Here is a 23,708-nt window from a genome sequence, read left to right as displayed (position 1 = left end):
CCCCTAACGAGTTCGACCCCGCCGCCCACCTGAATGCGGCGCTGGCCGAACATCGCCTGCCCGAGGCGGTGCGCGACGCAGCGCCCGCACTGCCGCTCTATGCGCGCCTGCGCCAGGCCCTCGCAACCTACCGCAAGCTCGCGAACGACCCGGTTTACGACGCCCTCTGGCAGACGCCCCTGCCGTCTCTGCCGCGCCGAAAGCTGGAGCCGGGACAGGCGTACGCCGCCATGCCGATCCTGACACAGCGCCTGCTTGCGCTTGGCGACCTGGCGGCGGGTACGCCCGCACCGTCGCGCTATGAGGGTGCAATCATCGACGCCATCAAGGCGTTTCAGACGCGTCACGGACTGGCGCAGGACGGCGTGCTCGGCAGACTTACCTACGAGCAGCTGAATGTTTCACCGGCTGCCCGCGTCCGGCAAATCGAACTGAACCTCGAGCGCCTGCGCTGGACGCCCTTGTTGCGGGCACCGCGCATGATCGTCGTCAATGTCCCGGAGTTCGTGCTGCGCGCCTACGAGATACGCGACGGCAGGATCGAAGTCCGGGCGCAGATGAAGGTCATCGTCGGCAAGGCGCTGGATACGCGCACGCCACTGCTCGCCGAGGATATGCGGTTCATCGAGTTCAGCCCCTACTGGAACATCCCGCCGTCAATCGCGCGGGAGGAAACGATCCCCCGGCTGCGCCGCGATCCGGACTACTTCGCGCAACAGGGCCTTGAATTCGTCACCACCACCGGTGAGGCGCTTGCGACGCTCTCGTCGGCGAGTCTGGACGCCGTGATGCGCGGCCAGTTGCGCATTCGCCAGCGTCCCGGGCCAATGAATGCGCTGGGCGACATCAAGTTCGTTTTTCCCAACAACGAACATATCTTCCTGCACCACACGCCGGCACCGCAGCTCTTCCGACGGGAACGGCGTGATTTGAGCCACGGCTGCATTCGTGTCGAAGATCCCGTGTCGCTGGCAAAATTTGTCCTTCGGGACGATCCCGAGTGGGACGACGAACGCATCCTCGCCGCGATGGCAGCGGGCGTATCCTCGACGCTGCGCCTTCGCACCCCCCTGCCGGTCGTGATTGCCTATGGCACGGCGCTGGTGAAAAGCGATGCTCGGGTATACTTCTTTCCGGACATCTACGGGCACGATCAACTACTCGACGAGGCCTTGCGCCGGCGTGACCCGAACAGCCCTGCTAACGACGCCCCGCAATCCGCAGCAGAACAAGAGACCGACGCTGAAGCCGATAAATGAACACGACGCCGACCAGGCATTCCCGCCGCGACTTTCTCCGTCACACGTCCAGACTGGCCCTCGCCAGTGTCTGCCTCCCCTTTGCGCGGCCGGTGTCGGCCTCGGTGCCCGATGCCCGCCAGCTGGCCTTCGACCATCTGCACACCGGAGAGAGCCTCGCCGTCACCTACGCCATTGGCGAGCAGTATGTGCCCACGGCACTGAACAGCCTGGATCATTTCCTGCGCGATCACTACTCGGGCGAAATCGGCCGAATGGACCCGCTGCTGTTCGACCTTCTCCACCGCGTGAAGCTCGTGCTGGGCTGCGAGCAGCCCTTTCAGGTCATTTCCGGCTACCGCTGCCCGGCCACCAATACGAGCCTGCGCACCACACGCGATGGTGGCGTCGCAAAGCGCAGCCTGCACATGGAGGGCAAGGCCATCGACGTCCGCATTGCGGGCTTGCCGCTTGCCGAGCTGCGCGATGCCGCGCTTTCCCTGCGCGCCGGCGGCGTCGGCTTTTATCCGCAGGAACAGTTTGTGCACCTCGATACCGGCCGCATGCGCAGCTGGTAACCATCGGCGTCCCAAGCCCGTGTCCCGACTCGCGCTACACGCCACGTCCTTGGCCCGCGGGACTTTTCATTAACGCCTGCCGCCGAGCGCCTGCGCGTGGTGGCGCAGGTGGTCCTCGATGAAACTCGCGATGAAGTAGTAGCTATGGTCGTATCCCGGCTGCAGCCTTAGTTTCAGCGGGTAGTTCGCGGCGCTGGCAGCCGCCTGCAGCACTTCCGGCTTAAGCTGGGTCGCGAGAAAGTCGTCGTCCGCGCCCTGATCCACCAGAATCGGCAGCTTCTCCCGTGCCCCGGCGATCAGCACGGAGGCATCCCATTCGCGCCAGCGCGAACGTTCTTCACCCAGATAGCGGCTGAACGCCTTCTCGCCCCATGGGCACGCCATCGGATTGCTGATCGGTGCGAAGGCGGACAGCGACTGGTATCGCCCGGGGTTGCGCAAGGCACACACCAGCGCACCGTGACCACCCATCGAGTGCCCGCTGATGCCTCGCTTGCCGGAGACCGGGAAATTCGCCTCGATCAGCGCCGGCAATTCCTGCACGACGTAATCGTGCATGCGGTAGTGGCGCGCCCAAGGCTCTTCGCTGGCATTCACGTAGAAGCCCGCGCCGAGGCCGAAATCCCAGGCGCCGTCCGGGTCGCCAGGTACGCCGACCCCACGCGGGCTGGTATCCGGCGCCACGATCATCAGCCCCAGTTCAGCGGCGATCCGATGCGCCCCGGCTTTCTGCATGAAGTTCTCGTCAGTGCAGGTAAGCCCCGACAGCCAGTACAGCACCGGCAGCTGCTGCCCCTGCTCGGCCTGCGGTGGCAGGTACACGGCGAACACCATGTCGCAGTTCAGCGTCGCGGAACGGTGCCGGTAACGCTTGTGCCAGCCGCCGAAACTCTTCTGGCAGGACAGGTTTTCCAGGGTCATCGATAAGTCCCCCTCAGGATGCACGCCGGCTTCAGAAATGAATGACGGTACGGATGCTCTTGCCTTCGTGCATCAGGTCGAAGGCCTTGTTGATGTCTTCCAGCGGCATGTTGTGCGTGATGAAGACATCCAGCGGAATCTCGCCCGCCTGAGCCTTGTTGACGTAGCTCGGAAGCTCGGTGCGACCCTTGACGCCGCCAAATGCGGAACCACGCCAGACGCGGCCCGTGACGAGCTGAAACGGACGCGTACTGATCTCCTGACCGGCCCCGGCAACGCCGATGATGGTCGATTCCCCCCAGCCCTTGTGGCAGCACTCCAGCGCCGCACGCATCAGCTTCACGTTGCCGACACACTCGAAGGAATAGTCGACGCCGCCGTCGGTCATCTCGACGATGACATCCTGGATCGGCTTGTCGTGATCCTTCGGGTTCACGAAGTCCGTCGCACCGAGCTGCCTTGCGATCTCGAACTTCGCCGGGTTGATGTCGACCGCGAGGATGCGCGAAGCCTTGGCCATCGTCGCACCGATGATCGCCGCCAGGCCAATGCCGCCCAGACCAAAGATCGCCACCGTGGCGCCTTCCTCGACCTTGGCGGTATTCAGCACCGCGCCGATGCCGGTCGTCACCCCGCAGCCGAGCAGGCAGACCTTCTCGAGCGGCGCGTCCTTCGGGATCTTCGCCAGCGAAATTTCCGGCAGCACCGTGTACTCGGAGAAGGTCGACGTGCCCATGTAATGGTAGATCGGCTTGCCCTGGTACGAGAAACGCGTCGTGCCGTCCGGCATCAGACCCTTGCCCTGGGTCGCACGCACGGCGCTGCACAGGTTGGTTTTGCCCGACTTGCAGAACTTGCACTCGCGGCATTCGGCGGTATAGAGCGGGATCACGTGGTCGCCGACTTCCAGCGAGCTCACGCCCTCGCCCACCGCCTCGACAATGCCGCCGCCCTCGTGACCGAGGATGGCCGGGAAGATGCCTTCCGGATCATCGCCGGAGAGCGTGAAAGCGTCGGTGTGGCAGACACCGGTGGCGACGATGCGCACCAGCACCTCGCCGGCCTTCGGCGGCTCGACATCCACTTCGACGATCTGCAGCGGTTCGTTGGCCGCGAAGGCGACGGCGGCGCGCGACTTGATGGTCATAACTTTTTCTCTCGATAGCGTGGGGGAAACGCAAAGTGTAATTCGCGCGTGCGATGCGATAATTCCGCCGTCAAAAATAAATGATTGCGACGCTGGGATAATCGCTCCGACCGCCGATCGAATCGAGACGGGTACCGCGACCAAGCGCAGCGACACGGCAATCCACCCCGGCCCGCACCAACATCGTGACGCGGACCTCGGCCCCAACTACTCCGCCTGCGGCTTGCAGGCCATGTCCCATGACCTATCTTGAATCGATACGCCCACCCGCTTGGGCCGCGATTCTGGCCCCGGCATGCAATCTCAAGGAGCACACCACCATGAAACCTCGTGTGACCGTCATTACCCTCGGTGTCGACGACCTGGAGCGCGCATTTCACTTCTATCGCGCCGGACTCGGCCTGAGTACGGAAGGCATTATCGGCGCGGAGTTCGAGTACGGCGCGGTAGCCTTCTTCGACTTGCAGCCCGGCTTGAAGCTGGCCATCTGGCCGCGCAGCAGCCTTGCGCGCGACACCGGCCTCGCGCTATCCGCCCCGAGCGCCACCGAATTCACGCTCGGGCACAACGTCGCGTCGAAGGAAGAAGTCGACGCCGTGATGGAGCAGGCCGGAAAAGCTGGCGCCTTTATCGTGAAACGCGCCCAGGACACCTTCTGGGGTGGCTACGCAGGCTATTTTCAAGACCCGGACCGGCACCTGTGGGAGGTAGTATGGAACCCGCAACTGCTGCCGCAGGATTGATCGGCAGTGGCCGGCGTCCGCGATGAGAAAAATCCGGTCGGAAACAGCTGCCGGCGAAACCTCGAACATCCGTAATCAGGTAATGAATGAACGTGATACAGCCCAATAACCCCCTCCATGGCGTGACCCTGGAGATGATCCTGAACGAACTGGTGGCCTGCTACGGCTGGAATGAGCTTGGGCAGCAGATCGACATACGCTGCTTCAACCACGAACCAAGCGTTGCCTCGAGCCTCAAGTTCCTGCGCCGAACGCCGTGGGCACGGGAGCAGGTCGAGTCGCTGTATGTCGATATGCTGCGCCGCAAGACCCGGCAGCGAGGGGCCTGATCCCGTTTCTTGCATCTCGGCCCTCGCTGCGACGGTTCCGCGCCCGGCGCGCTTGATTCAGCGCGTCACCGCCCGGTGGACATTGCGCGGTGAATCAACCCTCCAGCGCGCGCACCTTCACCGTCTTGCCCTTCACCTTGCCGGCCGCGAGTTTGCGCACCGCGTCACGAGCGATATCGCGCGCGATGGCGACATAGGTCGATTGGTCCGTCACGGTAATCTTGCCGACCTGCTCGCGGGTGAATCCCGCCTCGCCGGTCAACGCGCCGAGCACGTCGCCGGGGCGGATCTTGTCCTTGCGCCCGCCGAGAATCTGAAGGGTCACCATCGGCGGCACCAGCGGCGCGTCACTGCCACTTTGCAGTGAGCCGAGGCCGTGCCACTCTGGCTCGCTGCCCATCATCTGGGCAATGGTCGCCACACGGCGCTTGTCGGCAGGGCTGCAAAGTGAGAGCGCCCAGCCATCCTCGTCGGCGCGGCCGGTGCGGCCGATGCGATGGATGTGAATTTCCGGGTCGGGCGTCACGTCGACATTGATGACCGCTTCGAGCTGCGCGATGTCCAGGCCGCGCGCCGCCACGTCGGTCGCCACCAGTACCGAGCAGCTCCGGTTCGCGAACTGGATCAGCACCTGATCGCGTTCGCGCTGTTCCAGGTCGCCGTTCAGGGTCAGCGCCTGGAAGCCTTGCGCCTGCAGCACTTCCAGCAGGTCACGGCATTGCTGCTTGGTGTTGCAGAATGCCAGCGTGCTGACCGGGCGATAGTGCTTGAGCAAGGTGCCGACGGCCTGCAGGCGCTCTTCGTGTTTCACCTCATAGAAGCGCTGGCGGATCTTGCTGCCCTCATGCCGTTCCAGCAGCTTCACCTCCTGCGGATTGCGCAGGAACTGCTGCGCCAGCCGGGCGATGCCTTCCGGATAGGTCGCCGAAAACAGCAGAGTCTGGCGACGGACCGGGCATTGCTTGGCGATGAAGGCGATATAGTCGTAAAAACCCATGTCCAACATGCGGTCGGCTTCGTCGAGCACCAGCGTATTGAGCGCATCGAGCTTCAGGCTGCCGCGCTCGATATGATCCATGATGCGCCCCGGCGTGCCCACGACGATGTGCGCGCCATGCTCCAGACTTGCCATCTGCGGACGCATCGTGGTGCCGCCACACAGCGCAAGGATCTTGATGTTGTCCTCGAAGCGCGCCAGGCGGCGGATCTCCTGCGTCACCTGGTCGGCCAGTTCGCGCGTCGGGCACAGCACCATGGCCTGCACCGCAAAGCGACGCGGGTTCAGGTTGGTAAGCAGGGCCAGCGCGAACGCGGCCGTCTTGCCGCTGCCGGTCTTGGCCTGCGCAATCAGGTCGTGCCCGGCGAGCGCAAGCGGCAGACTGGCGGCCTGAATCGGCGTCATCGTGCGGTATTCGAGCTGCTGCAAGTTCGCCTGCAGGGCCGGCGACAGCGGCAATTCGGCGAATGAACGCCCTGCGGTCTCCTCGGCGGGCGGCGACGACAGGGGGGCCGGAACCGAAGACGGAATGATGTCGGTCATGCGCAATTACCTCCGTCCGCGCCCCGACATCGGCTTGCGCCAATGCCCGGCGCGCTTGTTGCCAAGCTCAGGCACCTTGGGCTTGGCAACAAGAACGACTTTCTCCGCGGCCGCTGCGGCCGCTCGCTGCGCCACAATTGCGGCACTCAGCTGTTCCGCGGTGAGCACGATGGGTGTTTGCTCAGCCTTGGGGTTCCACGACGCGAGCTTCTCCTTGATGCAGAAGATGCGGTCCGCCATGTCGGCCTTCCTGGGCTGCCCTGCCATGATGCTCTGCGCATCCGTGGTCAGCGAGAAGCGGCCCTCCTCCTCGCGAAGCAAGCCATGCGTCGAGAGCCGATGAAACGCCTCGACCACCTTCGATTCCGGCGGAATCGAGCCATGAATCAGATCGACCGCGACCATGATCTCGACAAGTTCCGCCGGCCGTCTCTTTGAAGCAAGCGCAACGGCCAGCAGCAGGATTACATCAACATCGTGAATCGGGTGCATCGAATTTCCTTTGAATACCTGCGGAACAAGCACCGACAGCGCGGGCAATCTTCGCGTCCGGGACCGGATCTGTTGCAGACACCGGCCGCAATCGGCTCTTCGTTCGTGAAAGTCTCTCGCAATTAAAGCGTCGCCGCTTCGATCTGCTCGGATAGCAGCAGCCAGTTTTCTTCGTGGGCGCTGAGCCCCTCGTCGATTTTCTGCAGTTCCAGCCCGAGCTCGCCGATCTGCTGTGGCGGCAGGGACGTCGCCAGACGCGCTTCGAGCGCATGCTTCTTCGTCTGCAGGTCGAGGATCGTCTGTTCCAGCTTGCCCAGATCGCGCTTGAGCGCCTTCAGGTTCTCGGGGATCTTCTTGTTGACGGCAACCACCGGCGGCGCCTGCGTAACCGTTTCCTGCGGGTTCTTCAGCGACGCCTTCAGGCTCTCGCGGGCGCGCTTGGCCTCGTCCAGCAGGTAGCGCTGGTAGTCGTCGAGGTCGCCGTCGAAGGGCTCGATGCCGCCGCGCGACACCAGCCAGAACTCGTCGCACACCGAGCGCAGCAGCGAACGGTCGTGGCTGACCAGCATCACCGTGCCTTCGAACTCGTTGAGCGCCATCGCCAGCGCCTCGCGGGTTGCGAGGTCGAGGTGGTTGGTCGGCTCATCGAGCAGCAGCAGGTTCGGACGTTGCCAGACGATCATGCACAACACCAGGCGCGCCTTTTCGCCGCCGCTCATCGTGCCCACCGGCTGCTTGACCATGTCGCCGCTGAAATTGAAGGTGCCGAGAAAGGTGCGCAGATCCTGCTCACGACCGCTTTGCCCGGCCGGAAGACCTTCCTTGGCGAGGCGCACCATGTGCTCGAGTGGGTTGTCGAGGGGGCGCAGCACGTCAAGTTCCTGCTGCGCGAAGTAGCCGATGTTGAGCCCCTTGCCCTCGGTAACGACGCCGCTGACTGGTGCCAGCGCACGCGCGACCGTCTTCACCAGTGTCGATTTGCCCTGCCCGTTGGCGCCGAGGATGCCGATACGCTCACCGGCCATCACCGACTTGTTCACGTCATGCACAATTACCGTGGGGGGCGAACCGGCCGGCGCATCGTCCAGCGGCGGGTAGCCGAAACACGCATTTTCCATCGCCAGCATCGGATTCGGCAGGTTCGCCGGTTCCTTGAACTCGAAGGTGAAGTCAGCGCTCGCCAGTACTGGCGCGAGTTTTTCCATGCGGTCGAGCGCCTTCACCCGGCTCTGTGCCTGCTTGGCCTTGCTGGCCTTGGCCTTGAAGCGCTGGATGAACTTCTGCAGATGGGCGATCTTGTCCTGTTGCTTGGCGTAGGCGTTCTGCTGCAATTCCATCTGCAGCGCGCGCGTGTCTTCGAAGGTGCTGTAGTTGCCGCCGTAGCGCGTGAGCTTGCCGTTGTCGATATGCACCGTCACGTTGGTGATCGCGTCGAGAAATTCGCGGTCGTGACTGATCACCACCAGCGTGCCGTCGTAGCGCTTGAGCCAGGCTTCGAGCCACACCAGTGCATCGAGGTCGAGGTGGTTGGTCGGCTCGTCGAGCAGCAGAAGATCGGACGGGCACATCAGCGCGCGCGCCAGTTGCAGTCGCATCCGCCAGCCGCCGGAGAAGCTGTTCACCGGATTGCACAGCTCGGTCGTCTTGAAACCCAGCCCCAGGATCAGCGCCTGCGCGCGCGCCTGCGCATCGTGCGCGCCGGCATCGTGCAACGCCATGTAGGCGTAGGCCATGCGCTCGCCGTCCTCGCCTGCCTCGGCGGCATGCACCTCCTTTTGCGCGGCGAGCAGCGCGGTATCGCCTTCGATGACGAAATCGGTCGCGGACTGGTCGGTTTCCGGCATGTCCTGCGCGACCTGCGCCATACGCCACTGGGCCGGCATGCTGAAGTCGCCGGCATCTTCATGGAGCGTGCCATTTAGCAAAGCGAACAGCGTCGATTTGCCGGCGCCGTTGCGCCCGACCAGACCGACTTTTTCGCCGGGATTCAGAGTAACGGAAGCGTTATCAAGCAACACCTTCGCGCTGCGGCGCAAGGTGACGCTCTTGAGGGTGATCATGCGGGTGAAACTCCAGTGGTTTGTCCCGCAACAGTGAGCAACAGGAAGTGTTCGGGATTAATGAGGATGAGACGGACGTCCCGGCGGAAATCCACCGTTCGGTCGCCATGCGCGCGGTCGTGCACGCAATGGCAGAGCGGCACACCGGCACGACTTTCGGTGTCGTTGTGCCATGCGCCAAGTGGATCGGAGCGGCCGAAGGATAGGCAATTCTACGGCAAGGTGCCAAGTATCTCCAGTTATGGTAACGCGCGTCTATCAGGGATTTCCGACCCGCAGGCGCGAAATTGCCAAAAGGATCGCAGCAATGCAGGAGACCCTTGGCGCAATTCGCCCTGTCGCACGCCACGGATCCTGTCCTGCTTCGACCGGACAAGGCGTCGACCACACTCACCCTTTGCCGCGGGTCGTGTTTCCGAAGCCATCGAAGCCTGCCAGAACTCGCGCATCCCCCGGGATCGCGACGCACAACGCGCCGCTTTTCGTGCCGCGCAGCGAGCGACGCACAAGCCTAGGGTTTACTATACTTATTAAGTATTTACTTATATTGTAATTTACGAGCACGTTTCATGAAATCGTACCGATAACTATAGGAGTGATGCCATGCATCTCCACCATCTCCCCGCCCTGCCCTTGACCCTGATGCTCGCCCTGACCTGGGGCTCTTATGCCCATGCCCAGACACGGGCTGCAGAGACACCCGGCCCAGCCGATGCAGCCCAGGCAAAGTTCAACCTGCTCGACCGCACGGCCCCCAGCATAGAGAGTCTTCCCGACGATCAATACGGCAAACTGGTCCGCTACGGCCATGAACTGGCCACCCGCACCTACGCTCACCTCGGACCCGAGGTCAAGAACGACAAGATGCGCTACACGGGTAATAACCTCGCCTGCACCTCCTGTCACCAGGAAAACGCCACCAAACCCTTTGCCATTCCCTGGGTGGGGGTCACATCGACCTTTCCCCAGTATCGAGCCCGCGAGGATGCGATCAGCACTGTCGAGGAGCGGATCAATGGCTGCATGGAGCGCAGCATGAATGGCAAGGTCTTGCCGCTCGATTCCACCGAGATGAAAGCGTTCACCACGTATATCCACTTCCTCTCGCGCGGCATCCCGGTGGGAGCCAAACTCGAGGGCAGCGGCACCAAAGCCAGCAAGGCACCCAATCGCCGCGCCGACCTGGTCGCCGGCGAAGCGGTCTTCAAGGCACAGTGTCAGGTCTGCCACGGCGAAAATGGCGAGGGCAAGCGCGTCGGCGTCAAGGGTGACGCCCAGGGGTATGTGTTCCCGCCGCTCTGGGGCCCCGACACCTTCAATGACGGCGCTGGCATGAACCGCATCCTGACCGCCATGCGTTTCATCAAGCACAACATGCCCCAGGGTACAAACCACACCGCCCCCGTGCTCTCGGACGACGAAGCCTTCGACGTCGCTGGCTATATCGTCTCCAAGCCACGCCCGGTGAAAGCCAGCCTGGAACGGGACTTCCCGGCGCGCTGGAACAAGCCCATCGATGCGGCCTTCCCTCCCTATGTCGATGGCGCGTCAGCGGAGCAGCACAAGTACGGGCCCTTCCCGCCGCTGGCCGACATGGCCCGCCAGACGGCCGAAAAGCGCACGTCGGACCAGGCGCAACCAGCCGCACCGGCAAGCAGGTAAACACGTCCGACGAGAGCAATGGGGGGCTGCCACCTTGTGCGGTGGCAGCCACCTTCTTCTGTAAGCGAAGTCGCTCAGTGGCTACTTCGTGTCTTCGATCTCTTCCCAGCCGGTGATCATCGCCTTGAGGTGGCTGCTCCAGGTATGGCCGGTGGTGATGATGTAGACGTGCACGACGAAGAAAGCCAGCATCAGGAATGCGCCTATCGTGTGGAACAACGCGATCGTGCCCAGTTCCACCTCGTAGCCCGCGGCGTTCAGGTCGTTGTAGTAGAGGTAGACGAGCCCGCTGATCCAGATGAGCGGGTTGATCAGCAGCTTTACGCCGAGGTAGGCCATTCGCTGCAGCGGGTTGTGCTTGCGCAGCTGGGTGAGGCGGAACGGATGCGGCGCATGCGTGAAGATCCCGCTCAGGTAGTAACGCATCATCGCCAGCAGGTTGTCGGTGGTCGGGATGTATTGCCGCCACTCCCCGGTCGTGAAGTGCCAGAAAATCGCGAACACCCACAGGGCGATCAGTACCCACGCTGCGTTGGTGTGCAACTGGCTGGCCTTGCCAAAGCCCAGCAGCGTGTAAGTGCCGTGGATCTCGAAGCCGGTCGCCATCATCAGGATGATGAGGAGTGCCTGGGACCAGTGCCAGAAGCGTTCGAAGCGCTTGAAGATGTAGATGCGTTCCATGGTTTTTCCCCTCAGGCATCGCGCCGTAGCAGGCGCAGGCCACCGTGAATCAATGCACCGGCCAGAGCGCCACCGGCCATCAGCCAGCCCAGCAGATCAATCAACCGGTTGCCGTCACGTCCCGGAATGTAGATTCCCTCGATCCTTTCCAGGCGCCCGCCCTTGCTATGGCACTCGCCGCAGCGGACCGCCTGCTCCTTGGGCGCGACCATGTGGGTGATCGGCCACGACATCTCGGTCTTGATGAAATCTACCTTGCCGGAGAACGATGCACCCGAGACGCTCATACCGGCATCGATCGCTTTTTCCCAGCCGAAATTCCTCCAGTAGGCGGTGTCGTCGTTACCCGCCGTGTGTGGCGTGACGAGGGTCCTGTTCACCGGATCGTAGGGCTGGACGCCGTGGAACACCTTCATCGGCCAGATCAGCGACCTGCCGTCGCCGGCGCTGCCACCCAGCGTGTTGATGCGGGTCACGGCGTCGTTCTTGTCGACCTTGTCACCGAGCAGCGTGTAGGTCACGTCACCGTTGAACCAGGCATAGTCGGGAATGACGTTTTCGCCGAGGACGAAGTCGCCCTTCTTCGAATCGTAGATGACCCGTCCGTCGCCATCCTTCTTCATCATCGCCTTGCCATCCGGGCCCAACTGGCCGGCCGTCGACCAGTCCCAGCTCATCTTCGTCGCGACGCCGCCGCGGGCGATCGCCGGAATGTGGCAGGTCTGGCACGCGACCGTGTCGGTATGGTCGTTAAGCTTCGCCGCCGGGCCGTTACCCTTGTGCGGGGTCTGGCCATGGCAGGCCGGACAGGTGGCGGGCAAGGAGCGATCCTCCCGCCCCGGGACGTGGGCGCCTTCCGTGTCCCGCGCCACCGGCGTGTAACGGCTGCCGGGGATGTCATGGCTGGAGGTCCGGTGGCAGGTGCCGCAGGTGAAGTCGAGTCCCGTGGCATCCATATGCACGTCGAGTTCCTTGTCCGGCGCGGCCAGCGACGAGTCCATGTCGCCGTGCTTGACGCCATCGCCACCGCCGCCGAAGAAATGGCAGGCGCCACAGGTGTCGCGGCTGGTCCTGCCGACTTTCTGTGCAACCTTCGTCAAATCGACGGCCCGGGCGATCTTGCCCGAGCCCGGCGGGATTTCGGTGTCCTGATAGGGCGGGTGGCCTGCCAGGCCGGGCAGCTTGCGATAACTGCCGGTGGTGTCGTGGCATACCAGGCAGTCCACATTGGCCTCGGACTTGAAGTCGAAGCTCGCGTCCTTCCAGCCGTAGCCGACATGGCAGCTCGTGCAGAAGGGGTAGTTCGACGGCACCGAAATGCAGAAGTTGTTGATGACGTTCTTCTTGCCAAGCCTCTGGTCATTCGCCGGGTTGAGAAACTCCCAGGTCCAGTGCTTGGTGCGATGCACCTGTTTCGATGCTTCGGTATGACAGTTCAGGCAGGCCTGGGTGACTTCCGGCCCCGAGCTGAATGCCTGTTGCAGCTCCTTGAACTTGCTGTGATCGGCGGTGCTTTCGGCCCTGGCCGCCAGCGCATGGCCGCCCTGGATCGCGCCACCGAGCAGCACGGCGGCCAGCAAGGCCGCGCGTCTAACCCGGCATCGGGCGAGGTGAGTGAAGCTTGACGTCTTCATGGCGAACCCCCGGGGAATAATGGCTTACAAGCGTTCTTCTAGTTCTTTTCGACGATCGTGTAGCTGCCTTCCGCGGTCCACTTGATGTCGGCGTTAAGGAAATAGGTCTTGAGTTCCGGCTTGTACAGCTGAACCATGTCATGCGCCTCGCCACTGCGGCCGCCGGCGCCGCAGAAGAACACGATGGGCTTGCCGGTAGGCAGTTCGTCGATGCGCTTTTCGAGGGTGTTGATCGGCAAATTCACCGCGCCCTTGAAGGTGCCGGCGGCGAACTCCTGCGGTTCCCGCACATCGATCAGGTAAATACTCGCGGGCGCGTCCTTGAAGACTCGCTCAAATGAGGCCACCGTGATCGTGCCGCTTTCCTTGCCCGCCTGGATCGCCGGCTTTGCTTCTGCACGGGCATTTTCCGATGTCGGACCGGCGCCATACATTTGCACCCATGCCGGATAACCATCGGACACAACCCTGACCTGCGTGTAGCCGAGTTTCACCGCCTTGGCGGCAGAGTCCGAACTCAGCTTGCAGCCAAGGCCTTCGCAGTAGAAATAAAGGGGGCTGCCCTTGTCGGCTGGCAGACGATCGACGAACTTGTCGAACTGCAGGTCTGGAATGCTCAGCGCGGTGGGGATGTGGCCCTTGTCGTATTTACGCTCTTTGGGACGGGAGTCGATCAGCGTCATTGGCGCGCCCTCGTCCATCTGTTTCTTGATGAACGGAATGGACACCGCAGCCATGCGGCCGGCTTTCACCCAGTCCGGGTAGCCCGCGGCGTAGACGCGGACATTGGTATAGCCGAGTTTTTCCGCCTTGAAGGCGGAGTTGTGGCTCAGCATGCACTCCAGCCCGTCACAATAAAAAATAAGCAGGGTGCCCTTCTCCGGCGGCAACTTGTCGACGTGCTTGTCAAACTGGCTGTCGGGGATGTTGAGTGCCGTCGGGATGTGTCCGGGATCGTATTTCCGCGTCGACGGACGTGAATCGATGATCTGCACGCCCTCGGGCTTCGGCAGGATGGCATGTGTGGCGACGAAATCGCCATCGACGATCTGGCTGTACCAGCCCGCCTTGGCCTCGGCGGTCGGCGCATCCGCGGCCAGGGCAGCGCTGCAAGTGAAATCGAGCGGTGCGGCGCACAGCGCCGCAAACATGGCGGTCATCGCCACGGTGCGATGGAATTTCATAGAACCCCCTGAGCAATTGTCGTGAGCAAGCGGTCGCGTAATCGTCCGACCGGATCTTTTTGGTGAAATCGCGCGATCAGCTGCAACTCGCCGGCGCGTCGCCATCCTTGGCGCCCTTGATGACGAATGCCTTGATGTCCTCGAACATGTCATCGTCCGGCACGTCGGAAAATTTCTCCGCGGCCTTGTTCTGGGATCTGATGCTTGCCCGATAGGCCTTGCCCACGTACTGCTTCAGCGAATCCTTGCCCTTGGCATGTTTATCGGCCTGCAGATAGCTGTCCCACTGCGCCTTCGTCATCGTGCTGGGGGCGATCGAGCCTCCGGCCTGAGCGGCGTGACAGGCAGTGCAAACGCTGCGGTAGTACACTCGACCGCGTTTCCAGTCACCATCGTAGGCCCCGGCGCCGCAGCTCAAACCGAGGAGCCCGATGGTCAAGGCGGTTAGCAACAACTGACGGCTTTTCATGGCGTGACGCTCCTCTTAACGGAATATGTCTGCGCCTTCAAGCTCGGCCCAGTCCCCGTTCTCGAAGCCGGGGCGCTTGAGGGCACTGGAAATCCTGTTTGAATATTACTCGCACGATTTCAATGAATCATTAAATTCTTATGTTCTTATGACATAAATCAAATAGGCGTCCCATCCATGCCAAGTTCCCTCTCCACGCAGGTCGATACGCATATCGCGCGCACGGCCCTATTCCTTCTGTTCGCGCTCGTCCTCTCAGCGTGTACGACAGTCCCCGACGGCATTAACCCGGTGTCGCCTTTCGACATCGATCGCTATCTCGGCAAGTGGTACGAGATCGCCCGCCTCGACCATTCCTTCGAACGCGGACTCACCGACGTCTCGGCGAACTACCGGCCAAAACCCGACGGCAGCGTCGAAGTCGTCAACCGGGGATATGACATCAAGAAGGGCGCATGGCGCGAGGCCGTGGGACGCGCGATTTTCATCGGCGAGCGGACGCGCGGCTCGTTGAAAGTGTCGTTTTTCGGGCCGTTTTACGGCGGCTACCACGTCGCCGAACTTGACCGGCAGCACTACCGCTGGGCGCTCGTGGTCGGTCCGAACCGCGATTACGTGTGGATCCTGTCACGCGACAAAGTCCTTGCTCCCGACATCCGCCAACAGCTCGTGACCAAGGCCAAACAACTCGGCCTCGATACGGAGCGGCTTATCTGGGTCGAACACACACGCGATGACATCGCGGCATCGGCCAAGGCTCCCTGACACGGAGGTTCAGGTCGAACTTGACCGCCGCAGCGGCAGGCAGTCGATTCAGCAGCTATGAAAAGTCGTGGTCTTCGCCGGCAGCGGCTATCGCCCGACTCATCCGTACCGCCGCGCAGCCTCCACTGCGAGCCCCGCGCCGATGCTGCCGTACAGATCGCCTTCCACGCTGCGCGCGGCGGGCAATTCGGCGGCGATCCGGGCGCGCAGTTGGGGCACGCCACTGGCGCCCCCGGTGAAGTAAATGGTGTCGATCTGGTCGCGCCCTACCCCGACCTCATCGAGCAGTGCGCCGACGCAGATGCCGACCCGCTCGACCAGCGCGCGTGTCGCCTGGGTGAAGTCTTCGCTCGTGATTGCATGCGTGAGGCCGGGGGCGAGTCGGTCAAGTTGCAGCGTCGCGATCGGCACCGCGGATAGGTCGATCTTCGCCTGCTCCACCTGCAGCGCCAGCCAGTGGCCTTCGCGCTGGCTGACCAGCCTGGACAGACGATCGAGTTCCTCGCGCGCGGTGGCGTCGCGGTAGATGTGCTGCAGATCGGTCCACACCGGACGGCTGTAAGCGAAATTGATGGTGTGCCAAGTCGCGAGCTGGAAGAAGATGCTGGACGGAATCTCCGCACCGTTCTTCATCTGGCCGCGGTAACCGAGCAAGGGCATCACGCATTCCAGGCTCAGCGCGCGGTCGAAGTCGGTGCCGCCGATATGGATGCCGGCGTTGCCGAGCAAATCCTCGCCGCGGTCGTCGCGCCTGGCGCGCTCGGGCGACAGGCGCACGATGGAGAAGTCCGCCGTGCCGCCGCCGATGTCGGCGATCAGCACGAGTTCCTCGCGCGACAGCGAGCGTTCGTAGTGCAGTGCGGCACCGATCGGTTCGAACTGGAAACTGACATCGCGGAATCCCACCTGGCGTGCGATCGCTTCCAGCGTGTCCTGCGCCTTGCGGTCGGCGGCTGTGTCGTCATCGACGAAATGCACCGGGCGGCCAAACACCGCCTGGTCGAAGCTGCGTCCGGCCTGCGTCTCGGCACGCTGCTTCAGTTCGCCGATGAAGTTGGCGAGCAGGTCCCGAAAGCGCACTGCGCGGCCATGCACCTCGGTGTGACCATCGATCAGGCTGCTGCCGAGCAGGCTTTTCAGCGCGCGCATCAGCCGGCCTTCGTAGCCATCCAGATATTCCGCAAGCGCGGCACGGCCGAACGAGGTCGAATCCTCGTCGGCATTGAAGAACACGGCCGACGGTAGCGTGGGCTTGTCGTCTTCCAGTGCGAGCAAAGTAGGCGCAGCCGGGCGCAGCCACCCTACGGTGGAGTTGGAAGTACCGAAGTCGATGCCGCAGGCGCGGGGAAACTGATGCATGTCTTCTAATTTGGGGCAAACAAGGCCGGCGATGCTACCCGAGAGCGGGCAAACGGACCAGCGTACAAGCCACACGTTTGAGCATCATCCTGGGCAGGTTCTGTTCGAAGGCACCACTTCGCAAACGCACGACCTCGCCAGAATCTCCCCTCATACATTCACCAAGCTCTCGTTCGAAGTCCCTCTCTGCGACCGATTCACCGGGGGCCTGGGATGAACATGTCAAATCACCAGTTGAGTTCCGAGTTCGACGACGCGGTTGGTCGGAATCTTGAAGAAGTCGGTGGCGCTCGTCGCATTCTTCGACATCAAAGCGAACAAACGGGCGCGCCAGGTGATGATGCCGCGCCGGAGGCTCGGAACAATGGTTTCGCGCGACAGGTAGAACGTGGTTTCCATCATGTCGAACGGTTGGCCGAAACGCTTGCACAGCGCCAGCGCAGCGGGGATATCCGGATCTTCCATGAATCCATAACGGATGACGAGTCGGAAGAAACCCTTCCCCATCGGGTGCAGGAACATCCGGTCCAGTTCGTTCACAGTCGGCGAATCGGTCGTCTGTACCGTCACCAGGACGACGCGCTCGTGGAGGATCTGGTTGTGCTTCAGATTGTGCAGCAGCGCGGCCGGCACCCCTTCCTTGGTGCTGGTCATGAACACCGCGGTGCCGTTGACGCGATGGATGCCGTCGTCGACCGAGGCGAGGAAGGCGTGCATTGGAACACTCTGCTTGGCGACCTCCTCCCCGACCAGCCGTCGGCCGAGTCGCCAGGTGGTGAGAACGGTAAACGAGACGAAACCCATCGCAATCGGGAACCAGCCGCCTTCCGGAATCTTGATTGCGTTGGCGGCAAAAAACGCCACATCTATGGCGAACAGGCTGCCGGCAGTGAGCACGACGAAAACGATGTTCCAGCGCCACAGCAGAAACATCACGAAGGCGATCAGGACCGTGTCGATCATCATCGTGCCGGTCACCGCAATGCCGTAGGCCGCGGCGAGATTCGACGAGTTCTTGAAGCCGAGGACGAGGGCCATCACGGCGATATACAGAGTCCAGTTGGTGAACGGGACGTAGATCTGCCCTTCCGACTTGCCCGAGGTATGCACGATCAGCATGCGTGGCAGGAGCCCCATCTGGATCGCCTGACGCGCCACGGAAAAGGCGCCGGAAATGACTGCCTGGGATGCGATCACGGTTGCCAGCGTCGCCAGAATGACGAGCGGCACCAGCGCCCAATCGGGCGCCAGGTGATAGAACGGGCTTTCGATCGCCAACGGATCATTGAGCAGCAGCGCGCCCTGTCCGAAGTAGTTGAGCACCAGCGCCGGCAGGACGAAACTGAACCACGCGAGGCGGATCGGCCGGCGGCCGAAATGCCCCATGTCGGTATACAGCGCCTCTCCCCCGGTGACCGCCAACACCACCGAGCCGAGCGCGAGGAAGGCCAGCCACGGATGCGCGACGACGAAGCCGGCCGCGTACAGCGGGTTGATCGCGGCCAGCACGGCCGGGTGGCGCGTGATCTCGAACAATCCGAAAGTACCGAGGACGGCGAACCAAAGGATCATGATCGGTCCGAAGAACATGCCGACCGCCCCAGTGCCGTGCCTTTGCACGAAGAACAGGACGGTCAGGACGATCGCGGTCAGCGGCAGCACGTAAGCCTTCAGCGTCGGCGCGATCAACTCCAGCCCCTCGACCGCCGACAGAACCGAAATCGCCGGCGTGATCATGCTGTCGCCGAAGAACAGCGCCGCCGCGAAGATCCCCAGCATCGTCACGATCCAGGCCATGCCGGCATTCCTGGCGCGTTCGGTAATCAAGGCCAGCAAGGCGAGCGAACCGCCCTCGCCGCGGTTGTCGGCACGCATGATGATGGCCACGTACTTGATCGAAACCAGAGCCATGATCGACCAGAAGATCAGCGAGAGCACGCCGAGGATATTCTCCGGCGTCACGGCGATCGGGTGGTGTCCATTGAAGATTTCCTTCAGGGCATACAGCGGGCTGGTGCCAATGTCACCGAAGACGACACCGATGGCGCTGACGATCAGCGTCGGAAGGGCTTGACGGGATTGAATGGGACACCTGTTCGCGTTTTTTGGCGAGCATTGTCGCGCAGGGTTCGCGACATCACCAAGACTTTCCGGATGGCGACGCGGGGCCGCTCCTGTCAGAATACGCGACCATCCCGGTAAAATAGCGGCCCAAAACCGGAAACCTGCCCCCATGTCCTGCTATCGGCACGTCCTGTTCGACCTGGACGGCACCCTGATCGACTCTGCGCCGGCAATACTGGCCAGCTACCGCGAGGCCTTCGCCGCCGCCGGCCGTACACCGGCGATCCCGGTGGACGCGTCGATTGTCGGCCCGCCTCTCACCGAGACCCTGCAACTCCTTGCCGGCAGTACCGACGACGCACTGATTGCCGAACTTGCCGGGCACTTCAAGGCCACCTACGACACCACCGGCTATCGCCAAACCGCGGCCTATGCCGGCGTCGCAGAGATGCTCGCACGACTTGTCGCGGGCGGGCGATCCCTGTCCATCGCCACCAACAAGCGCCTCCACCCTACCCGTCTCATCCTCGAACACCTGGGATGGAGCGGATACTTCGACGCGGTGTACGCCCTCGACATGTTCGAACCGCGCCTGCCTCACAAAGCGGCAATGATCGCCAGACTGCTCGCCGACCGCAACATCTCGTGCGATGCCGCGGTGTATGTGGGCGATCGCAGCGAAGACGGCGAATCAGCCGACTCCAACGGCCTGCCCTTCCTCGCCGCCACCTGGGGCTACGGCAGCCTCGAACCGGCCGACATGGCGCGCCACTGGCGCGCACTGTCCGACCCCGCGGCACTGGCTAACGCGATCCTCGATGACTGAGGCCCGCTGATGCCCGGCGACGCAGCGAGGCCCCGCCCGCGGACAGTGGGCAGTGAGCACGGCCATCGTTCTTGATGCAATGGACTATAAGAACGAAATCGACATCGAAGTACTCCGCTTCGGTTCCGACTGCCTGTGACTCACTGCAATTTTTACCGCGCACAAGTTGCCGGACCGGCAGGAACCGCCGGCACTCGCGGTGCGGATGCTGCGTTTCGGCGAGGATCTGAAAGCCCGCGGCTTGCTGATCGCCAGCGAGTCGCTGCAGTCCGACACTGAAGGTGTTCGCGTTCAGGTGCGCGACGGCAAGCGCACCCTGATCGATGGTCCATTCTCCGAGTCCAAGGAGATGGTCGGCGGATTCTTCCTTCTGGATTGCGAGTCGAGGGATCAGTCCGTCGCGATCGCCTGCGAATGTCCCGCGGCCGAATGGGCGACCGTCGAGGTGCGCGCGTTCGGTCCCTGCTATCAGGGCTGATGCGAAAAAATTTCGCGCCGCGTGTCGATTTCGCATGGCGTCGTTCGTCATAGAGGTTGAGTGAGGGTCAAAGCGCGCAATCCGGCTCGCTTGCCCCGCTCGCGAACGCCATGGAGTACTGCCATGCAATTCCAGCCCTACCTGTTCTTCGACGGCCGCTGCGAAGAAGCGGTCGAGTTCTACCGCATCACACTCGGCGCCGAGGTGACGATGCTGATGCGCTTCCGGGAAAGCCCCGAACCGCCGCAACCCGGCATGCTCCCGCCGGGGTTCGAGGACAAGGTGATGCACGCCAACTTGCGCATCGGCGATACGACGGTGATGGCCTCGGACGGTCGATGCACCGGGAAACCCGGCTTTGAGGGTTTTTCGCTGTCCGTTACGGTATCGAACGAAACCGAGGCCGATCGCGTGTTCGCGGCGCTGGCCGACGGCGGGCAGGTGCAGATGCCACTTGCGAAGACCTTCTGGTCGCCGCGTTTCGGCATGCTCGCCGACCGCTTCGGCGTGTCGTGGATGATCATGACTGCGCCTTGAGCCTCACTGCGCATTTGTGCATCGGTGCATTCAGGAAGGAGATACTAACGTGCGATTCATGATCATTGTGAAGGCGACCAGCGACAGCGAGGCCGGCGTGATGCCCGAGGAAAAACTCATCGCCGAGATGGCCGCGTACCATGAGGAACTCGCAAAAGCCGGCGTCCTGCTCGATGCCTCGGGCCTGCAGGCGAGCGCCAAAGGCTGGCGCATCAAGTATGACGGCGCAAGTCGTACCGTCATCGACGGTCCCTTCACCGAGGCGAAGGAGCTGATCGCCGGCTACACGCTGATCCAGGTGAAATCGAAGGGCGAGGCGCTGGAATGGACCCGGCACTTCCCCAACCCGGCCGTGGATGGCAAGCAGGGCGAGATTGAGGTGCGCCAGTTGTTCGAACTGGAGGACTTCGGCCCGAGCGACGCCATCGAACGCTTTCGCGAGATGGGAGTCGGGGTTGAAAGGTAGCCCCGGCATGGCGCTTATCATGAGCCTCGTCCCCGCCGCCCCGGCACGACGGGGCTGCGGCGCGAAGCGCACGGCGTGACATCCGCCGACACCCATTACGCGATCGAAACGATCAGGCGCATCGAGGCTGCGAAGATCACCGCAGGCCTGACACGCATGGTGCTGGAGCGCGTCCACACTTGCGCCGGTGCCAAACCGCTTGAGTCCGGAAACGCGTGCCGCTGACATTCAGGGCAGCTCGCGTCACGTCGAGGCGATGCACCATCGCCCTGCTTTGCAGCCCTACTTGTCAAGCGGCGCGACGACGTCGACGTTTGTGCCGGACCAGAGTGACCGGCCAGTCGCTTCCAAAAAGCTGAGGTAAGCCCGCAGATCAAACTCCAACTGGTGGTAGTCGGGCTCCATATGCCGACACAGCTGGTAGAAGGCCTTGTCGTGCTCCTGTTCCTTGATGTGTGCAAGCTCATGCACGACGATCATGCGCAGAAACTCGAGGGGCATCTCCTTGAACACAGTCGCAACACGAATTTCGCGCTTCGACTTGAGTTTTGTGCCCTGTACCCGCGAGATCCGGGTGTGCGTACCCAAGGCGTTCTGGATGACGTGCAGCTTGCCGTCGAACGTCACCTTGCTTAGCGGCCCGGCGTTCCGCAGATACGCATCCTTGAGCTCCATCACGTAATCGTGAAGCGCGCGGTCGGTGCGTACCACATGCGTGGACGGATACTTCCGCAGCAGGATATCGGCCAGCAGGTCCTGTTCGATCAGCCACCGCACTTTCTCGACAAGTGCCACCTGGTAGCCCGCTAGGTAATTCGGTGGTGGTTTCGGGTGCATCGAAGCGTGTCATGTAGGTTAGATAGCGAGATCGCATTTGCGCTCGCCCCTGCAGCACTCACCCCTCGGCAAGTGCGCGGCCACAGGACAGTCAGCCGAACGTCGTCAGGACTAGGGGTGACGGTCGCACGGTCGCGGCCGTCACCCCAATCAAGCTTAGCGCTGACAAATCGGGTCCGCGATACGGTCCGGATCGCTTATCGCGGCGCCATTTAGCAGCGGCGCGCCGAGTAGCAGCAGGCCTGCGACGTGCGGAGCAGCCATCGACGTCCCGGAGAAGGTGGTCAAACCACCACCATTCTTCGTCGACAGCACGTTTACGCCCGGTGCGGCGCAATCGACCGGCGGATTGCCGTAGTTCGAGAACCACGCGAAAGTGTCGGCGGAGTCGATTGCCGACACCGTGTAAATGTTCTCGTGCTGGGCACTGGCAGGCGAATACAACTCAGCGTAGTCCGATTCGTTCCCCGCGGCGAGCGCGAAAAAGATGCCCAGCTTCGCCGCTCCGACGACGGCGGCGTTAAGCGCATCACTCTTCGGGCCGCCAAGACTCATGTTCGCAACATCGCCCGCTGCCGCAAAGGCGGCGACGTAGTCGACGCCCTTGATCACACCCGAATAGCTGCCGGAGCCGCTATTGTCGAGGACACGCACGGCGACCAGGGTCGCGCCGGCCGCAACCCCGACGACGTCACAGCCGTTGTCGCGCGCGCCAATCGTACCGGCGACGTGGGTGCCGTGGCCGTTGCCGTCGTCAGCAGAAGTCTTGCCCCGCCGAAGAAAGCTCTTGCTCAGGGCTACATCCACATGCAGATCGGGATGCTCGAAATCGATGCCCGTGTCGATTACCCAGGCTCTGCGACCGACACCGTTTGCCGCCCCTCCCACGCGAGTGATGCCCCAGGGAGTTTGCTGAGGGGCTGCGCAAGCAATCGGCTCACCGCCACCACCCGACGACGGCTTCGCAAACGCGAAGGCCACAGCATCGGGTTCGAAATACGCAATTCTCGGATTCCGTGCGACCAAGCGGGCTGCCGCCTCGCTCGGCATCTTTGCCGCGAAGCCCTTCAGTGCCGTCGTATACACGTGCGTGACCCGGCCACCCTGAGCGCCGGCCAATGCATTGGCCTGACGATCCGCTTCAGCCGCCGGCACGTCGTCCTTGAACACGAAAATATAGCTTTCCCGCACTTCATCGCGAACGTCGACCGGAATTCCGAGGTTTGCGGGAGCGCTTTGCGCATTGGCGCCCGTCACCGCCGCTACGAGTACCGATACGGCAGCCATTCTCAGAATTGTGGTTCGCATTGCGCTGACTCCTCAGATAAGCCGGAGCGCTGTGCTCACCCCGGACAAACGATAACGACATATCAAAGCTTACTCCATAACTTATATATCCATGGCATATTTCCGCGCGCCAAAGTTCCTGCAGGTTCGCGCTTCCAAACTATAGGCGCGAACCGGCCAAGCCGTCACTCCCTGCCAAGGCAAGCTCTGCGCTCGATTCGTGGCCACGCCGGCCGCGCATTTGAGAAAATGCCCTCTTCCCTCTGTCGCCTTAGGATGCGGCCTGAATCGCCCCGAGTTTGGTGGAGGCTCTAACTCTTGAGAAGATAGAGCCATGAAGAAGTCTGTGAAGTTCTCCCCTGAAGTCCGTGAGCGTGCCGTACGCATGGTGGCCGAGTGTCGCGGCAACCA

24 protein-coding genes are annotated in these 23,708 nt (G+C 62.6%); 11 read left to right on the top strand and 13 right to left on the bottom strand.

Annotated elements, in window-relative coordinates:
* Both GPA25_RS21760 and mepK read left to right on the top strand, forming a co-directional pair.
* The coding region (locus GPA25_RS21760) for a L,D-transpeptidase family protein (RefSeq protein ID WP_169262500.1) at positions 1-1,259 on the top strand (1,259 nt) is incomplete at its 5' end.
* Positions 1,256-1,816, top strand: coding sequence for a peptidoglycan L,D-endopeptidase MepK (gene mepK, locus GPA25_RS21755; RefSeq protein ID WP_169262499.1), 561 nt, complete (start codon positions 1,256-1,258; stop codon positions 1,814-1,816). The genes GPA25_RS21760 and mepK, both read left to right, overlap by 4 nt.
* Before the next feature lie 69 nt (positions 1,817-1,885).
* Here the strand turns inward: mepK and fghA are convergent, their stop codons facing one another.
* Positions 1,886-2,737 (bottom strand): S-formylglutathione hydrolase, encoded by an 852-nt coding sequence (gene fghA, locus GPA25_RS21750; RefSeq protein WP_169262498.1) that lies wholly within the window; start codon positions 2,735-2,737, stop codon positions 1,886-1,888.
* Positions 2,738-2,768: 31 nt separating this feature from the next.
* Positions 2,769-3,884 (bottom strand): S-(hydroxymethyl)glutathione dehydrogenase/class III alcohol dehydrogenase, encoded by a 1,116-nt coding sequence (locus tag GPA25_RS21745; RefSeq protein ID WP_169262497.1) that lies wholly within the window; start codon positions 3,882-3,884, stop codon positions 2,769-2,771.
* Positions 3,885-4,204: 320 nt separating this feature from the next.
* Between GPA25_RS21745 and GPA25_RS21740 the strand changes: the two genes are divergently transcribed.
* Positions 4,205-4,627 carry a VOC family protein gene (locus GPA25_RS21740; RefSeq protein ID WP_169262496.1) on the top strand — a complete coding sequence of 141 codons (423 nt, stop codon included), beginning with the start codon at positions 4,205-4,207 and terminating at the stop codon, positions 4,625-4,627.
* An 86-nt stretch (positions 4,628-4,713) separates the two neighbouring features.
* Positions 4,714-4,956: a VF530 family protein gene (locus tag GPA25_RS21735; RefSeq protein ID WP_169262495.1), complete on the top strand. Its 243-nt coding sequence runs from the start codon at positions 4,714-4,716 to the stop codon at positions 4,954-4,956.
* Positions 4,957-5,050: 94 nt separating this feature from the next.
* Here the strand turns inward: GPA25_RS21735 and dbpA are convergent, their stop codons facing one another.
* The 3 genes from dbpA to GPA25_RS21720 all read right to left on the bottom strand — a co-directional run bounded on the left by dbpA (position 5,051) and on the right by GPA25_RS21720 (position 9,048).
* The gene (dbpA, locus tag GPA25_RS21730) at positions 5,051-6,496 is read right to left on the bottom strand and encodes an ATP-dependent RNA helicase DbpA (RefSeq protein WP_246266034.1); all 1,446 of its coding nucleotides are present in this window, start codon (positions 6,494-6,496) and stop codon (positions 5,051-5,053) included.
* Positions 6,497-6,502: 6 nt separating this feature from the next.
* A complete protein-coding gene (locus GPA25_RS21725) occupies positions 6,503-7,036 on the bottom strand; it encodes a hypothetical protein (RefSeq protein ID WP_246266032.1) in 534 nt (177 codons plus the stop codon).
* Between the two features lie 74 nt (positions 7,037-7,110).
* Positions 7,111-9,048, bottom strand: coding sequence for an ABC-F family ATP-binding cassette domain-containing protein (locus tag GPA25_RS21720; RefSeq protein ID WP_169262494.1), 1,938 nt, complete (start codon positions 9,046-9,048; stop codon positions 7,111-7,113).
* Between the two features lie 603 nt (positions 9,049-9,651).
* Here GPA25_RS21720 and GPA25_RS21715 point away from each other — a divergent pair.
* Positions 9,652-10,710, top strand: a complete 1,059-nt coding sequence (locus GPA25_RS21715; RefSeq protein ID WP_246266031.1) for a c-type cytochrome — start codon at positions 9,652-9,654, stop codon at positions 10,708-10,710.
* An 81-nt stretch (positions 10,711-10,791) separates the two neighbouring features.
* On the opposite strand, the gene GPA25_RS21710 is transcribed toward GPA25_RS21715, so the two are convergent.
* From GPA25_RS21710 to GPA25_RS21695, 4 genes are all read right to left on the bottom strand, one after another.
* The gene (locus GPA25_RS21710; RefSeq protein ID WP_169262493.1) at positions 10,792-11,391 is read right to left on the bottom strand and encodes a cytochrome b/b6 domain-containing protein; all 600 of its coding nucleotides are present in this window, start codon (positions 11,389-11,391) and stop codon (positions 10,792-10,794) included.
* Between the two features lie 11 nt (positions 11,392-11,402).
* Positions 11,403-13,025, bottom strand: a complete 1,623-nt coding sequence (locus GPA25_RS21705) for a tetrathionate reductase family octaheme c-type cytochrome (protein ID WP_169262492.1) — start codon at positions 13,023-13,025, stop codon at positions 11,403-11,405.
* A gap of 38 nt (positions 13,026-13,063) precedes the next feature.
* On the bottom strand, positions 13,064-14,209 hold the full coding sequence (locus tag GPA25_RS21700) for a rhodanese-like domain-containing protein (protein WP_169262491.1): 1,146 nt from the start codon (positions 14,207-14,209) through the stop codon (positions 13,064-13,066).
* Between the two features lie 76 nt (positions 14,210-14,285).
* The gene (locus GPA25_RS21695; RefSeq protein WP_169262490.1) at positions 14,286-14,678 is read right to left on the bottom strand and encodes a hypothetical protein; all 393 of its coding nucleotides are present in this window, start codon (positions 14,676-14,678) and stop codon (positions 14,286-14,288) included.
* 177 nt (positions 14,679-14,855) lie between these two features.
* Here GPA25_RS21695 and GPA25_RS21690 point away from each other — a divergent pair, with 177 nt between their 5' ends.
* Positions 14,856-15,443, top strand: coding sequence for a lipocalin family protein (locus tag GPA25_RS21690; RefSeq protein ID WP_169262489.1), 588 nt, complete (start codon positions 14,856-14,858; stop codon positions 15,441-15,443).
* A gap of 99 nt (positions 15,444-15,542) precedes the next feature.
* Here the strand turns inward: GPA25_RS21690 and GPA25_RS21685 are convergent, their stop codons facing one another.
* Together GPA25_RS21685 and GPA25_RS21680 are read right to left on the bottom strand one after the other, a co-directional pair.
* On the bottom strand, positions 15,543-16,802 hold the full coding sequence (locus tag GPA25_RS21685; RefSeq protein ID WP_169262488.1) for an Hsp70 family protein: 1,260 nt from the start codon (positions 16,800-16,802) through the stop codon (positions 15,543-15,545).
* Between the two features lie 222 nt (positions 16,803-17,024).
* A complete protein-coding gene (locus tag GPA25_RS21680; protein ID WP_343035039.1) occupies positions 17,025-18,887 on the bottom strand; it encodes a potassium transporter Kup in 1,863 nt (620 codons plus the stop codon).
* A 148-nt stretch (positions 18,888-19,035) separates the two neighbouring features.
* On the opposite strand from GPA25_RS21680, the gene GPA25_RS21675 reads away from it, so the two are divergent.
* The 5 genes from GPA25_RS21675 (at position 19,036) to GPA25_RS21655 (ending at position 21,398) form a co-directional block, all read left to right on the top strand.
* Entirely contained in the window at positions 19,036-19,692 is a 657-nt protein-coding gene (locus GPA25_RS21675; RefSeq protein ID WP_169262486.1) for an HAD family hydrolase, read from the top strand.
* 166 nt (positions 19,693-19,858) lie between these two features.
* Positions 19,859-20,170: a YciI family protein gene (locus GPA25_RS21670; protein WP_211163295.1), complete on the top strand. Its 312-nt coding sequence runs from the start codon at positions 19,859-19,861 to the stop codon at positions 20,168-20,170.
* Positions 20,171-20,293: 123 nt separating this feature from the next.
* Positions 20,294-20,707 (top strand): VOC family protein, encoded by a 414-nt coding sequence (locus GPA25_RS21665; protein ID WP_169262485.1) that lies wholly within the window; start codon positions 20,294-20,296, stop codon positions 20,705-20,707.
* 58 nt (positions 20,708-20,765) lie between these two features.
* Complete coding sequence (locus GPA25_RS21660) at positions 20,766-21,173, top strand: YciI family protein (protein WP_211163296.1); 408 nt, start codon at positions 20,766-20,768, stop codon at positions 21,171-21,173.
* Between the two features lie 75 nt (positions 21,174-21,248).
* Entirely contained in the window at positions 21,249-21,398 is a 150-nt protein-coding gene (locus GPA25_RS21655) for a hypothetical protein (protein WP_169262483.1), read from the top strand.
* 57 nt (positions 21,399-21,455) lie between these two features.
* Here GPA25_RS21655 and GPA25_RS21650 read toward each other — a convergent pair whose 3' ends face one another.
* On the bottom strand, positions 21,456-22,010 hold the full coding sequence (locus GPA25_RS21650; RefSeq protein ID WP_169262482.1) for a YgjP-like metallopeptidase domain-containing protein: 555 nt from the start codon (positions 22,008-22,010) through the stop codon (positions 21,456-21,458).
* A 156-nt stretch (positions 22,011-22,166) separates the two neighbouring features.
* Positions 22,167-23,318, bottom strand: coding sequence for a S8 family serine peptidase (locus GPA25_RS21645; RefSeq protein ID WP_169262481.1), 1,152 nt, complete (start codon positions 23,316-23,318; stop codon positions 22,167-22,169).
* Positions 23,319-23,708 lie beyond the last annotated feature (390 nt).

The sequence above is a fragment of the Aromatoleum diolicum genome (genome assembly GCF_012910955.1).
GTDB lineage: Bacteria > Pseudomonadota > Gammaproteobacteria > Burkholderiales > Rhodocyclaceae > Aromatoleum > Aromatoleum diolicum.
Note: the sequence above shows the minus strand (reverse complement) of the source record. Positions and strands in the feature narration are given on the sequence as shown.